Source organism: Chromobacterium sp., assembly GCF_041912965.1.
In the GTDB taxonomy this organism is placed as follows: Bacteria; Pseudomonadota; Gammaproteobacteria; order Burkholderiales; family Chromobacteriaceae; genus Chromobacterium; species Chromobacterium aquaticum.
In genome coordinates this window covers 1-14,033 of sequence record NZ_JAYSGF010000040.1, presented here as the reverse complement: position 1 = coordinate 14,033, position 14,033 = coordinate 1, and the positions used below count along the sequence as shown (strand labels likewise).

At 64.4% G+C, this 14,033-nt stretch carries 12 protein-coding genes; 6 read left to right on the top strand and 6 right to left on the bottom strand.

Annotated elements, in window-relative coordinates; genetic code table 11:
* Positions 1-325 precede the first annotated feature (325 nt).
* Both ACE3QM_RS18435 and ACE3QM_RS18430 read right to left on the bottom strand, forming a co-directional pair.
* On the bottom strand, positions 326-691 hold the full coding sequence (locus tag ACE3QM_RS18435; protein WP_374423918.1) for an SH3 domain-containing protein: 366 nt from the start codon (positions 689-691) through the stop codon (positions 326-328).
* Positions 692-747: 56 nt separating this feature from the next.
* Positions 748-1,137: a hypothetical protein gene (locus tag ACE3QM_RS18430; RefSeq protein ID WP_374423916.1), complete on the bottom strand. Its 390-nt coding sequence runs from the start codon at positions 1,135-1,137 to the stop codon at positions 748-750.
* A 148-nt stretch (positions 1,138-1,285) separates the two neighbouring features.
* Here ACE3QM_RS18430 and ACE3QM_RS18425 point away from each other — a divergent pair, with 148 nt between their 5' ends.
* Positions 1,286-2,779, top strand: a complete 1,494-nt coding sequence (locus ACE3QM_RS18425; RefSeq protein ID WP_374423914.1) for a carboxypeptidase M32 — start codon at positions 1,286-1,288, stop codon at positions 2,777-2,779.
* 43 nt (positions 2,780-2,822) lie between these two features.
* Here ACE3QM_RS18425 and ACE3QM_RS18420 read toward each other — a convergent pair whose 3' ends face one another.
* The 3 genes from ACE3QM_RS18420 to ACE3QM_RS18410 form a co-directional block, all read right to left on the bottom strand.
* Positions 2,823-3,701 carry an alpha/beta fold hydrolase gene (locus ACE3QM_RS18420; protein ID WP_374423912.1) on the bottom strand — a complete coding sequence of 293 codons (879 nt, stop codon included), beginning with the start codon at positions 3,699-3,701 and terminating at the stop codon, positions 2,823-2,825.
* 85 nt (positions 3,702-3,786) lie between these two features.
* Complete coding sequence (locus tag ACE3QM_RS18415) at positions 3,787-5,403, bottom strand: MFS transporter (RefSeq protein WP_374423910.1); 1,617 nt, start codon at positions 5,401-5,403, stop codon at positions 3,787-3,789.
* Between the two features lie 92 nt (positions 5,404-5,495).
* Positions 5,496-7,112 (bottom strand): GMC family oxidoreductase, encoded by a 1,617-nt coding sequence (locus ACE3QM_RS18410; protein WP_374423908.1) that lies wholly within the window; start codon positions 7,110-7,112, stop codon positions 5,496-5,498.
* 163 nt (positions 7,113-7,275) lie between these two features.
* Between ACE3QM_RS18410 and ACE3QM_RS18405 the strand changes: the two genes are divergently transcribed.
* Both ACE3QM_RS18405 and ACE3QM_RS18400 read left to right on the top strand, forming a co-directional pair.
* A complete protein-coding gene (locus tag ACE3QM_RS18405; protein WP_231463368.1) occupies positions 7,276-8,199 on the top strand; it encodes a LysR family transcriptional regulator in 924 nt (307 codons plus the stop codon).
* Between the two features lie 9 nt (positions 8,200-8,208).
* The gene (locus ACE3QM_RS18400) at positions 8,209-9,072 is read left to right on the top strand and encodes a GyrI-like domain-containing protein (protein WP_374423905.1); all 864 of its coding nucleotides are present in this window, start codon (positions 8,209-8,211) and stop codon (positions 9,070-9,072) included.
* Positions 9,073-9,318: 246 nt separating this feature from the next.
* Here ACE3QM_RS18400 and guaB read toward each other — a convergent pair whose 3' ends face one another.
* Positions 9,319-10,782, bottom strand: coding sequence for an IMP dehydrogenase (guaB, locus tag ACE3QM_RS18395; RefSeq protein WP_374423903.1), 1,464 nt, complete (start codon positions 10,780-10,782; stop codon positions 9,319-9,321).
* Positions 10,783-10,943: 161 nt separating this feature from the next.
* Between guaB and ACE3QM_RS18390 the strand changes: the two genes are divergently transcribed.
* The 3 genes from ACE3QM_RS18390 to pgsA all read left to right on the top strand — a co-directional run bounded on the left by ACE3QM_RS18390 (position 10,944) and on the right by pgsA (position 13,881).
* Complete coding sequence (locus ACE3QM_RS18390; protein ID WP_053074592.1) at positions 10,944-11,381, top strand: DUF4124 domain-containing protein; 438 nt, start codon at positions 10,944-10,946, stop codon at positions 11,379-11,381.
* On the top strand, positions 11,382-13,187 hold the full coding sequence (gene uvrC / locus ACE3QM_RS18385) for an excinuclease ABC subunit UvrC (protein ID WP_374423901.1): 1,806 nt from the start codon (positions 11,382-11,384) through the stop codon (positions 13,185-13,187).
* Positions 13,188-13,299: 112 nt separating this feature from the next.
* Positions 13,300-13,881, top strand: coding sequence for a CDP-diacylglycerol--glycerol-3-phosphate 3-phosphatidyltransferase (gene pgsA, locus ACE3QM_RS18380; protein ID WP_048412018.1), 582 nt, complete (start codon positions 13,300-13,302; stop codon positions 13,879-13,881).
* The last annotated feature ends 152 nt before the right edge of the window (positions 13,882-14,033 follow it).

Here is a 14,033-nt window from a genome sequence, read left to right as displayed (position 1 = left end):
ACGAACAAATATGGCCGCGTGCGGCCAAAGTTCGTCTTGGAAGAATGGGGTTCCAATCCCAGTGCCGGTATTCGGCCGGCACCGCGCTATTGTGGCGGCAGAGGTGGGAGGGGTCAAGGCGGCGGGGTGGGGGAGATTTGGGACACAAGACTGTCGTTTGGAACCCGACCCACATGCCAAAGTCGGTACGGCTAGGCCGTACGGCAGCTTGCACCCCTAGGCCAAGCTAATGGACGGCTGCTTGGATGGCAAGCCAGCACCATCGAGGCTTGACGCCAGGCGGGCGTTTCTGCGAATGGGGCTGTTTATCGCGGAGCCCGGCTTCTCACTGCAGTCTCAGGATATTGAGCGGCACCCAGCCGAATGCCTCGCCATCTTGCCGGCGACACCATAGCCAGCCATTCAAGGTTTTGGAGCCGAGCAGCCGCTCGCCCGCTTGGATATCCAATTCCTGTGCGGAGTAACTGTCACGGGCTAGCGCTTTGCCGTCGATGTATTCGATCAGTTGACCGGGCACCCAGCCTCCTGCGGCTTGCCCCGGTGTCTCGCAAAAGTACCAATTCTCCCAGCCTTCCGGGCCTTCATATCTTTCGCCGACCAGCAGCGGGGCACCCTTGGCGAAGCTGATGGGGGCCGAGTGCTCAGGGGTGTGGCTCTGGATGGCGATGTAGGTCTCAAAAGTCATGGTCATGGTGTCTCCTTTGCTTAGGGTTCCTGCTGACGATCTTTCGCATCTTGCCGGCGGCCTCAAGCCGGCTGCGCGGCTTCCAGCCTGGCCCGGCCCGGCAAGCCCGCGCGCCAGGCCGGCGGCGCTTCGGCGCTGGCCCAGTATTCCTCGATCTGGCTGATCAGCCCGTGTTCCAGCGTGAACAGGGAATTGGCGAAGTAGCGCGCCGTGCCGTGGTCCACCTGCGTCACCACGTGCCAGCGGCTGTCGGTCAGCAGATTGTCTTGCAGCAGGCGTATGTTCCAGCCCTCCGGATAAACGCGGTTGACGTGGACGATGGCGTCCGCGCCGCGGAAGCACTCGCCGCTGCAATGCCACAGCATCACGGCGTCGTCGCGCAGCAGGCGGCGCGCGCGCTCCCAGTCGCGGTCCTGATAGGCGAGGAAGAGTTGGGCTGCGATGGATGGCATGATCTTACCTCATGCTAGTCATGGGATATTGATAATGTACAAAATCAAAATCCTTGTCAATACGCGGCTTTGGCGGGTTTTGTGGCGGAAGTTGTCAGATCAAATAGTCTGATGGCATCATGCTTTTACGACTAGATGAGGAGACAAGATGACGCACACATCCGCCTACCAGGCATTGACCCACACTTTCGCCCGCCTGCACCGCTTTAATCACCTCGGCGCCATCGCCGGCTGGGACCAGGCGGCGATGATGCCGAGCAAGGGCAATGACGCCCGCGCCGCCGCGCTGGCGGAGTTGGGGGTGCTGACCCACGGCATCATCACCGCGCCGCAACTGAAGGAACAGCTGGACGCGGCGGAGCAGGAAAACCTGGACGAGCTGCAACGCGCCAATCTGCGCGAGATGCGCCGCGAATGGGCGCAGGCCAATCTGCTGCCGGCGGAACTGGTGGAGGCCAAGACCCTGGCCGGCGCGCGCTGCGAGCACGCCTGGCGCAGCCAGCGTCCGGCCAATGACTGGAAGGGCTTTCTGGAAAACCTGCGCGAGGTGGTCAAGCTGTCGCGCGAGGAGGGCCGCTTGCTGGCCGAGGCCAATGGCGGCAGCCGTTACGACGCGCTGATGGACAAGTACGAGCCGGGGATGAAGAGCGCGGAGATCGAGCGCATTTTCACCGAGGTGAAGTCCTGGCTGCCGGGCCTGATCGAACGCGCGCGCGCCAAGCAGGCGTCGGAAACGGTGATCGAGCCGGTGGGGCCGTTCGAGGTAGCGCAGCAGCGCGCCTTGGGCGTGGAGGCGATGAAGCTGCTGCGCTTCGACTTCGACGGCGGCCGGCTGGATGTCAGCAGCCATCCCTTCTGCGGCGGGGTGCCGGAAGACGTGCGCATCACCACCCGCTACCGCGACGATGATTTCGTCCAGAGCCTGATGGGCATTGTTCATGAAACCGGCCACGCCCGTTACGAGCAGAACCTGCCCAAGGACTGGCTGGAGCAGCCGCTGGGCCGCGCGCGCTCCATGGGCATCCATGAAAGCCAGAGTTTGTCCTTCGAGATGCAGCTGGGCCGCAGCCCGGCCTTCCTGCAGTTGATCGCGCCGTTGATCCGCAGCCATTTCGGCGAGCAGCCGGCGTTTGCGCTGGAGAATCTGCAACGCTTGTACAGCCGGGTGCAGCCGGGCTACATCCGCGTGGACGCGGACGAGCTGTGCTATCCGGCGCATGTGATCCTGCGTTTCGAGATCGAGCGCGCGTTGATGGACGGCGAGATCGAGGCCGAGGACATCCCGGCGCTGTGGGACGAGAAGATGATGGCCTATCTGGGCGTGGACACCCGCGGCAATTACACCAACGGCTGCATGCAGGACATCCACTGGACCGACGGCGGTTTTGGCTATTTCCCCAGCTACACGCTGGGCGCGATGTACGCGGCGCAGTATTTCGCCAGCCTGCGCCGCGCCGAGCCGGAGCTGGACGCGCAGGTGGCGGCCGGCAATCTGGAGCCCATCTTCAATTGGCTGAACGCCAATATCTGGAGCCAGGGCAGCCGCTGGAGCACGGACGAACTGGTGCGGCGCGCCACCGGCGAGACGCTGAACCCGGCGCATTTCAAGGCGCACCTGGAGCGGCGTTATCTAGGTGTTTGATTCGGTATGTGTGCCATGAAAAGCGCGGCTTGGCCGCGCTTTTTCATTGGGACTGACTGAAAAACGCGTGGACCGCCACGGCCAGCGCTGCCGGCTGTTCCCATTGCAGCATGTGGCCGGCGTCGGCAATCACGGTTTCCTGGAGTTGGGCGAAACAGGCGCGCCGCTGCGCCATGCTGGCGGCCACGCTCTTGGCCAGCGGGTGGTCGTCGGTGTCGCCGCCCAGCGCCCACAGCACCGGCGCGCTGATGCGCTGCCAGCAAGCCATCGCTTCTTCCAGCCGGTACAGCACCGGGTTGACCATTTTGTGGCGTGGATCGGCGCGGTAGTAGAGGCCGTCGTCGCGCTGGCGGGTCAGTTCGCGCGCCAGCCATTGGGCGCGCTCCGGCGTCAGCCTGGGGTTGCGTTCCAACAGCTTGGCGGCGACGGCGTCCAGTGACTGCAAATCGCCGAACTCCGGCGCGGCGCGGGTTTCGCGCAGCCAGCGCGCATAGCGGCCAGGCGCTTCCGCCGGCTTGGTGGCGGCCAGGCCGAAGCCTTCGGCCAGCACCAGCTTTTCTATGCGTTCGGGACGGATGCCGGCGTAGATGCCGGCGATCATCGCGCCCATGCTGTGGCCCAGCAGCTTGACCGGCTGTTGCGGCGACAGCGCGTCCAGCAGCGCGTCGAGATCGGCCAGGTAGTCGGGGAAGTAGTAGCTGCCGTCGTTCCAGTCGCTGTCGCCAAAGCCGCGCCAGTCCGGTGCCGCCACTTGCCAGCCGTCCGGCAGCGCGTCCACCAGGAATTGGAAGGTGGCCGAGCTGTCCATCCAGCCGTGCAGCAGCACCAAGAGCGGCGCGTCGCGCGGGCCCCAGCGACGCAGATGATGGCGGTGGCGATTGAGGGTCAGGGTTTCGGACTGGCTGAGGCGTTGAATCGGCATGGCGGCGCGGGTGGTTGGGACGAAAGCCCCAGTCTACCCAGAAACACGGCGAACCGGGAGGTTCGCCGTGCGGATGGGAAGGGGCTTATTGATGGATGTCGGCGCGGTGCGTCTCCTTCAAGCCCAACAGGCAGACGATGAAGCTGACGCTGTAGACGATGACCGGATACCACAGGCCGTAGAGGATGTCGCCGGTGTAGACCACCAGTGAGAACGCCACGGTGGGGAACAGGCCGCCTATCCAGCCGTTGCCGATGTGGTAGGGCAGCGACATCGAGGTGTAGCGGATGCGGGTGGGGAACAGCTCCACCATGGTGGCGGCCAGAGGGCCGTAGACCATGGCGGCGATCAGGCTGAGCAGCACCAGCACCGCCACCACCATCGGGTAGTTGATCTTGTCCGGGTCGGCCTTGTCCGGGTAGCCGGCCTGCTTCAGCGCGGCCAGCAGCGCGGCCTTGTCGAAGCCGGTCAGCGTCTGTTCGCCCACCTTGATCTGGGTTTCGCCGCCGGCGGGCGCCGCCTGGCGCTGATAGGGCACGCCGTTCTTGGCCAGCAGGGCCTTGGCCTGGTCGCAGCTGGTGCTGAGCTTGGCCTTGCCCACCGGGTCGAACTGGAAGCGGCAGCTGGCCGGGTCGGCCACCACCACCACCGGCGCCTGGCGCGCGGCGTGGGCGATGTCCGGGCTGGCGTAGGCGGTCAGCCATTTGAAGGCGGGAAAGGTCAGCAGCGCCGCCAGCAGCAGGCCGGTCAGCATCACCGGCTTGCGGCCGATGCGGTCGGACAGGTAGCCGAAGTAGAGGAATAGCGGCGCGGCGATCAGCAGCGACACCACCAGCAGCTGGGTGGCGATCTGCGAATCGACCTTGAGGATCTGGGTGAGGAAGAACAGCGAGTAGAACTGCGCGCAGTAGAAGGTGACCGCCTGGCCGCCATTGATGCCGAACAGCGCGGTGAGCACGATGCGCAGGTTTTGCCAGTTGGTGAAGGATTCGGTCAGCGGCGCCTTGGAGTGCTTGCCCTCGGCCTTCATTTTCAGGAAGGCCGGCGATTCGTGCATCGACAGCCGGATCCAGGTGGAGATGGCCAGCAGCACCAGCGACAGCAGGAAGGGCAGGCGCCAGCCCCATTCGTTGAAGGCCGGGCCGGTGAGCTTGCGGCAGGCCAGGATCACCAGCAGCGACAGCAGCAGGCCGGCGGTGGCGGTGACCTGGATCCAGCTGGTGTAGGCGCCGCGCTTGTGGTCCGGCGCGTGTTCGGCCACGTAGATGGCCGCGCCGCCGTATTCGCCGCCTATCGCCAGGCCCTGCAGCATGCGCAGCAGCACCAGCAGGATGGGCGCGGCGATGCCTATGCTGGCGTAGCCGGGCAGCAGGCCCACCAGGAAGGTGGACACGCCCATGATCAGGATGGTGGCGAGGAAGGTGTATTTGCGGCCTATCATATCGCCCAGCCGGCCGAACAGCAGCGCGCCGAACGGGCGCACCAGGAAGCCGGCGGCGAAGGTCATCAAGGCGAAGATGAAGGCGGTGGTGTCATTGACGCCGGCGAAGAACTGCTTGCTGATCACCGCCGCCAACGCGCCGTACAGGAAAAAATCGTACCACTCGAAAACGGTGCCCAGCGACGAGGCGAAGATCACTTTGCGCTCGGAGCCGCTGATCGTGTGTCCCGCCGTGGCGGCGGGCGTCAGGGTGCTGCTCATGGTGCTGTCTCCTCTTGGTGTGGCTTTGCGACAAGTTGTGGGGCGGGAAGTGGGCTTCCTCTGTTTGGGTGGATTCCGATGCCGCGCGGCGCTCAGTCCGGCGCGGCGCGGTCTTGCAAAATCATGCGGGCGGCTTTTTCCGCGATCATCAGCGTGGGCGAGTTGGTATTGCCCGAGGTGATGGCGGGCATGATGGAGGCGTCCGCCACTCTCAGTCCGGATAGTCCGTGAACGCGCAGTCTGGCATCGACCACCGCCTCGGTATCCTGTCCCATTTTGCAGGTGCCGACCGGGTGGAAAATGGTAGTGCCGATGCGGCCGGCGGCGGCGGCCAGTTCCGCGTCGCTCTGGGCGGCGGGTCCGGGCAGGTATTCTTCCGGCTGGTAACGCGCCAGCGCCGGCGCGGCGACGATGCGCCGGGTCAGCCGCTGCGCGGCCACCGCGACGGCGAGATCCCGCGGGTGGCTGAGGTAGTTGGGCTGGATCAGCGGCGCGGCGTCCAGGCCGGCGCCGCCGATGGCGACCCGGCCGCGGCTGAGCGGGCGCAGGTCGCACACCGAGGCGGTGAAGGCGGGAAAGGGGTGCAGCGGCTCGCCGAAGCGTTCCAGCGACAGCGGCTGCACATGGTATTCCAGGTTGGCGCGCGTCTGTTCCGGGCCGGATGCGGCAAACGCGCCTAGCTGGCTGGGCGCCATCGCCAGCGGGCCGCTGCGCCGCCACAGGTATTCCCAACCCATGGCCAGCTTGCCGCTCCAGCTATTGGCCAACTGGTTGAGCGTGCGCGCGCCGCTGACCTTGAACACCATGCGCAGTTGCAGATGGTCTTGCAGATTGGCGCCGACGCCTGCCAAGGCATGACGCACGGCGACGCCGTGCTGTTGCAGCAGCGCGGCCGGGCCGATGCCGCTGCGCTGCAACAAAAGCGGGGAACCTACGGCGCCGGCGGCCAGGATGATTTCGCCGCGACAGCGCGCCTGCCAGCGCTGCCTCTGTTGCAGGAATGCAATACCGGTGGCGCGGCCGTCCTCCAGCAGCAGGGTTTCCGCCTCGGCATGGGTCAGCACGGTGAGGTTGGGGCGTTGGCGCACCGGGCGTAAAAAGGCCTTGGCGGTGTTCCAGCGCAGTCCGCCGCGCTGGTTGACTTCGAAATAGCCGCAGCCGGCGTTGTCGCCGCCGTTGAAATCGTCCACCGGGGCGATGCCGCTCTGCTCCGCCGCGTCGCGGAAGGCGTCCAGGATCGCCCAGGACAGCCGCTGCCGTTCCACCCGCCATTCGCCGCCGTGGCCGTGTTGGGCGCGGGCGCTGTCGAAGTGGTCCTCCATGCGCAGGAAGTCCGGCAGCACCTGGTCCCAGCTCCAGCCGGGGCAGCCCTGCGCCGCCCAGCCGTCGTAGTCCGCGGCCTGGCCGCGCATATAGATCATGCCGTTGATCGAGGAGCAGCCGCCCAGCACCTTGCCGCGCGGGTAGTTGAGGCTGCGGCCGCCCAGGCCGGCCTCGGGCGTGGTGCGCAGGCACCAGTCGGTGCGGGGATTGCCGATGCAGTAGAGATAGCCGACCGGGATGTGTATCCACGGATAGTTGTCCTCGCCGCCGGCTTCCAGCAACAGCACGCGGTGTCGCGGATTGGCCGACAGGCGGTTGGCCAGCAGGCAGCCGGCGCTGCCCGCGCCGACGATGATGTAGTCGAATGTGTCCGCCAATGCCTGCATGCCGCGCTTTCCTATGACGTCTGTATCGCCACCATATAAGATCAAGCCGGGCCGGCCTGGGAATAGCCAGAGTGGAACAACTGCTGTTAGTTTTCTAACAGTGGTGCAGTTGAAGCTTGTCATCATTGTGTGCAAGCGCACCATAAACGCGGGGGAGGGCTTGATGTTCGACTGGAACGACATCCGTTATTTTCTGGCCTTGCAGCGCAGCGGCAAGCTGTTGGCGGCGGCGCGGCAGCTGCGCACCACGCATGCGACGGTGGCGCGGCATATCGAGCAGTTGGAGCGGCAGCTGGGCCAGCCGCTGTTCGTGCAGCAGCCGGATGGCTATCAATTGACCGCGGCCGGCCGACAGTTGCTGCCTCTGGCCGAGCAGCTGGAAAACACCGCGTCGCGGATGCAGGACGAGGCGCGGGTGGGTCATGTGGAGGTGGCCGGCCTGGTGCGGCTGGGCGCGCCGGAGGGTTTGGGCTCGCTGTTCCTGGCGCGGCATCTGCCGCGGCTGATGGCGCGCTATCCGGCGCTGGAGATCGACCTGGTGTCGGTGCCGCGCTTCGTCAGCATCACCAACCGCGAGGTGGACATCGCCATCGCGCTGGAGCGGCCGCAGGCCAATATGGTGGTGACGCGCAAGCTGACCGATTACTGCCTGGGCCTGTACGCGACGCCGGCCTATCTGGACGCGCATGCGCCGATCCGCGAACGCGAGGACCTGGCCGGGCATCCCATCGTCGGCTATGTCGACGATCTGCTGTTCTCGCGCGAGCTGATGTTCCATCGCGGCCTGTGCCGCAATCCCTTGATCCATCTGCGCTGCACCAGCGTGGTGGGCCAGCAGCAGGCGGCGCTGGCCGACGGTGGCATCGCGGTGCTACCGTATTATCTGACCTACGACGACGCGCGGCTGCGCCAGCTATTGCCGGAACTGCGCATCATCCGTTCTTACTGGATCAGCGGCCGCAGCGACATCCGCCGCACGCTGCGCTACCGCGTGGTGTGGGACTACGTGGTGGAGCTGTGCCAGCGCATGCAATGGTTGCTGTTGCAACAGCCAACTCAGCAAAACGAATCAATCGATGCGGGATAAGCTCACTTCATGAGAACGCTCTATCGTAACGGCGGCCCGGATTCGCCGTATTTGTGGCGGATGCTGCGGGCGCTGAACTACCTGTGGCGCCATCTGGATGGGCCGGTGCCGCTGGAAAGGTTGGCGGAGGAGGCTTGCTTGTCGCCCTTTCACTTTCACCGCGTGTACCGCGGCCTGATGGCCGAAACGGTGGGAGAGACCCGGCAGCGGCTGTTGCTGCATCGCGCGGCCGGGCAGTTGGACGGCGGCTCGCTGCCTTTGTCGAGGGTGGCGGCGCGCGCCGGCTACGGCGGCACCGCGGCCTTCGTCCGGGCCTTCGCCAGGGCTTACGGCGAGAGCCCGGGCCGCTATCGCCAGCGCAGAGCGTTCATTTCTAGGCAAGACTGGGAGACCGTTATGCATGAAGTGACATTGCTCAAGCAGGATAAGGGGCTGAGGGTGCTGATGCGCCGCCATATCGGCAGTTATATGGAGATTGGCCAGGCCTTCGGCGCTTTGCAGGCCATCAGCCCGGGGAGCGCGGTTGGCGACGAGCCAGGTCGCGTGTTCGGGATGTATCTGGATGATACGGAACAGACGGAGGAGGCCAAGCTGCGCTCCATCGCCTGCGTGACGGTGCCGGATTCCTGGCAGGACCGGCCGCTGCCGGATGGGTTTGAGTGGGGGGAGATTCCCGCCGGAGAGTACGCTTGCGTGACGCATCTGGGACCGTACGCGGAGCTGTCCACGGCCTGGTCCTGGCTGTACCGGCACTGGCTGCCCGGCAGCGGGCGCGCGCTCGGCGAGGTGCCGTGCGTGGAGGAGTATTTGAATTCGCCTTACGACAATCCGCCCACCGCCTTGCGCACTCGGCTGATGTTGTCGCTGGTCTGAGAACCTGTCTACGATCTGCTGCGCGTCGGCGGGGTGGATAGAAATGGGCGTTGAAACCAAGCTCAAAATGCTCATGTACCACGTGTACATTCCGCTTTTTCGCCCGTTTTCGCCCGTTTTCGCCTTGTCTCGCCTTAGCTCGCGAGATCGTAAACACGTTCTGAGCGCGCTGGTGGTTCAGCCATGAAAAAACCCGCGCCGTTTGGCGCGGGTTTTGCCGTAAAGGATGCCTGACGACGTGGGGCCTTAACGGGACACGTGGTAGTTCGGCGCTTCCTTGGTGATCTGCACGTCGTGGACGTGGGATTCCTGGATGCCGGCGGAAGTGATTTCCACGAACTCCGCTTTTTCGTGCATGGCGGCGATGGTGGCGCAGCCGAGGTAGCCCATCGAGGAACGCAGGCCGCCCACCAATTGGTGGATCACCTGGGCGATGGAGCCCTTGTACGGCACGCGGCCTTCGATGCCTTCCGGCACCAGTTTTTCCACATTGCCCTCGTTGTCCTGGAAGTAGCGGTCGGACGAACCCTGGCTCATCGCGCCCAGGCTGCCCATGCCGCGGTAGGACTTGTAGGAACGGCCCTGGAACAGCTCGACTTCGCCCGGGGCTTCCTCGGTGCCGGCGAACATGCCGCCCAGCATCACGCAGTTGCCGCCGGCGGCCAGCGCCTTGGAAATATCGCCGGAGAAGCGGATGCCGCCATCGGCGATCATCGGCACGCCGGTGCCCTTCAGCGCTTCGGACACATTGTGGATGGCGGTCAGCTGCGGCACGCCCACGCCGGCCACGATGCGGGTGGTGCAGATGGAGCCGGGGCCGATGCCGACCTTGACGCCGTCGGCGCCGGCTTCAACCAGCGCCAGCGCGGCGGCGGCGGTGGCGATGTTGCCGCCGATCACGTCCACTTGCGGGAACTGCTGCTTGACCCAGCGCACGCGCTCGATCACGCCCTGGCTGTGGCCATGGGCGGTGTCGACCACGATCACGTCCACGCCGGCCTTCACCAGAGCGGCAACGCGCTCTTCGGTGTCGCCGCCGGTGCCGACCGCGGCGCCCACGCGCAGGCGGCCTTGGTTATCCTTGTTGGCGTTGGGGTGTTCGCTGGTCTTGATGATGTCCTTGACCGTGATCAGACCCTTCAGCTCCCAGGCGTCGTTGATCACCAGCACACGCTCCAGGCGGTGGGCGTGCATCAGGTCGCGGGCTTCGTCGATGCTGGCGCCTTCCTTGACGGTGATCAGGCGCTCGCGCGGGGTCATGATGGAGCCGACGGTCTGGTCGAGGCGGGTCTCGAAGCGCAGGTCGCGGTTGGTGACGATGCCGACCACCTTGCCGTTTTCGATCACCGGCAGACCGGAAATCTTGTGATGGCGGGTCAGCAGCACCAAGTCGCGCACCAGCATGTCCGGGGCGATGGTGATCGGATCCTTGACCACGCCGCTTTCATGGCGTTTCACCTTGGACACTTCGCTGGCTTGTTGCGCGGCGCTCATGTTCTTGTGCACGATGCCGATGCCGCCTTCCTGGGCCATGGCAATGGCCAGACGGGCTTCGGTCACCGTGTCCATGGCGGCGGACACCAAGGGCAGTTTCAGGGTGATGTTGCGGGTAAGCTGGGTGGAGAGGACTACGTCGCGCGGCAGAACTTCGGAGTGGGCCGGGACGAGGAGAACGTCGTCGAAAGTATAGGCTTTCTCGATGATACGCATCTTGGCGTTTCCTTTGCGGCAAAGCGGCATTATACCGAGGCATTGTCGTTATTGCAAAAAAACGGGTTTTCCGCCGCCAACCCTGTTACCTTTTTGCCCGCTGGCCGCGCAGGCCTTACAATTTGAGTATCCGCAGCGCATTCGGGCCCAGGGAGTCGATGATGAAGTCAACCTTAGTATGGACGTTTTTGCTGGCTTTGCTGGCGTCTTCCGCCGCCAGCGCGGCGGTCTATGTGTGGAAGGACGAGGCCGGCAAGACGGTGTACTCCGACCAGCCGCCGCCGCATGTCAATGCGCGCCGGCTGAACACTCCGGCGCAGCCGGCGCCGGCTTCCGCGCCGGCGAAAGAGGCGAAGAAGGCGGGCGGAAAGGATGTCGATTCCGAGAATGCCAAGGTATCGGCGGAGAACGCCAAGATTGCCGCCGCCAACGCCAAGATACGCGAGCAGAACTGCAAGGGCGCGCGCGATCAGCTGGCCTCGCTGCAGCAGAACGGCCGCATCCGCATGCCGGGCTCCAATGCGCTGGCCACCGATGCCCAGCGCAATGAGTTGATTGCCCAGGCGCAGTCCAATGTGCAAACCTGGTGCGGAAAATAAGTGTCGAAAACGGCTTTTGACTACAAGGCGGTTCTGGCCTCCCTGCCCAATCTGCCCGGCGTGTATCGGATGTTCGATGCGTCGGGCAGCGTGCTTTATGTCGGCAAGGCCATTGATCTGAAGCGGCGGGTCAGTTCCTATTTCCAGAAGAACGACCAGTCGCCGCGCATTCAACTGATGGTGCGCCAGATCGCCAGCATCGAAACCACGGTCACGCGCTCGGAGGCCGAGGCGCTGATCCTGGAAAACAATCTGATCAAGGCGCTGACACCGCGTTACAACATTCTGTTCCGCGACGACAAGTCCTATCCTTATCTGATGCTGAGCGGTCACGACTTCCCGCAGATGGCCTATTACCGCGGCGACCCGAAGCGGCCGAACCAGTATTTCGGTCCTTATCCCAATGGCTACGCGGTGCGCGAGAGCATCCAGATCCTGCAAAAGGTATTCCGGCTGCGCACCTGCGAGGACGCGGTGTTCGCCAACCGCTCCCGTCCCTGTCTGCTGTACCAGATCAAGCGCTGCTCCGGTCCCTGTGTCGATCACATCTCCAAGGAGGACTACGCCGGCGACGTCGCCAGCGCGGTGGCCTTTCTGCAAGGCCGTCAGAGCGAGCTGATAGATGGACTGACCCAGCGCATGATGACGGCGGCGGAGGCGATGGAGTTTGAGCAGGCGGCGGAACTGCGCGATCAGATCCAGGCCTTGGCGCGGGTGCAGGAAAAACAGTTCGTGTCCAGCAACTCCAGCCAGCAGGATTGCGATGTGGTGGCCGCGGTGCAGCAGGAAGGCATGCTCTGCGTCAATCTGGTGATGATACGCGGCGGCCGGCATCTGGGCGACAAGAGCTTCTTCCCGGTCAGCGGCGAGGAGGGCGAATTGGCGGACAGCCTGGAAGCCTTCCTGGCCCAGCATTATCTGGGCGCGCCCTTGCCGCCGGCCATCCTGATCAATGGCGACATCTCCGAGACTCTGCGCCAGCATCTGGAGCAACAGGCCGAGCGCAAGCTGGCCATCGCCAGCAACCCCATCGGCGAGCGACGGGTGTGGCTGGAAATGGCGGAGAAGAACGCGACGCTGGCCATCATGCAGCGCTTGAGCAGCAAGGCCACCCAGAATCAGCGGCTGTCCCAGCTCAACGAGGTGCTGGAACTGGAAGGGGCCGGCCGCTTCGAATGCTTCGACATCAGCCATACCATGGGCGAAGCCACGGTGGCTTCCTGTGTGATCTATGACAAGGGCGCGATGCAGCCCGGAGAATACCGACGCTACAATATCGAAACCGCCAAGCCCGGCGACGATTACGCTGCGATGCGCGAAGTTTTGTCACGTCGCTATGGCAAGCTGGCGGCGGGCGATGGCAGGCTGCCGGACGCGGTGTTCATAGATGGCGGCAAGGGGCAGGTGGGCGTGGCCTTGGAAGTATTCGCCGAAATCGGCCTGAATCTGCCCATCGTCGGCATCGCCAAGGGCGAGGAACGCAAGCCGGGCCTGGAGACCTTGATCCTGCCGTATCTGGACAAGAGCCTGCAGCTGCGGCAGGACCATCCGGCGCTGCATCTGATCCAGACGGTGCGCGACGAGGCCCATCGCTTCGCCATCACCGGCCACCGCGCGCGGCGCGCCAAGGCGCGCACCGCGTCCACGTTGGAGGAGATTCCAGGCGTGGGCGCCAAGCGCCGGCAGCAGTTGTTGATGCGTTTTGGCGGCTTGCGTGGCGTGGCCGCCGCCAGCATGGACGACCTGGCCCAGGTGGACGGCATCAGCCGCACCCTGGCTGAGAAGATTTACAACGCCCTGCATTGATTGCCGGCGCGCCATCGTTTATACACTGTAACCACCGCTGTGCGTTTCGTTGTGGCTCGGGGCCGACGCGCAGTTTTTGACCGGGCCGCAAACAATAAGATTACTGACACCGATGCCCTTCAATTTGCCGATATTCCTGACCTGGCTCAGGGTTGCCCTGATCCCCATCTGCGTAGCGGTCTTCTTTTTGCCGGATTCCGTGCTGCTGCTGCAAAGCCGTAACCAGGTGGGCGCCGCCATCTTTGCCTTGGCTGCCATCACCGACTGGCTGGATGGCTATCTGGCGCGCAAGCTGGGCCAGACCTCGGCCTTCGGCGCCTTCCTGGACCCGGTGGCGGACAAGCTGATCGTCGCCGCGGCCTTGATCCTGCTGGTGCAGATGGGGCGCACCGAGGGCTGGATGGCGATGATCATCATCGGCCGCGAGATCGCCATCTCCGCGCTGCGCGAATGGATGGCGGAGATGGGGACTCGCAAAAGCGTGGCGGTGGCCTATATCGGCAAGCTGAAAACCGCCGCGCAAATGGTGGCCATCCTGCTGTTACTGTATGCCGGCCCGCTGCTGCCGGGGGTTTCGACATTAATTTTGGGCAATGCCTTCATGGTGGTGGCGGTGATTTTGACTTTGTGGTCAATGGTTTATTACCTGAGGATGGCCGCCAAGGAGTTTTCCGGGAAAAAAATTGATGTCTGAAGTGTTGACAGTGCCTGATAAATCCTTATAATTCGCATCTCTCAGCGCTGCTCCAGCAGCAGCGAAGAGAAAGCAGAAGTATCACAGCAGTTTTGAATGCGGGAATAGCTCAGTTGGTAGAGCGCAACCTTGCCAAGGTTGAGGTCGCGAGT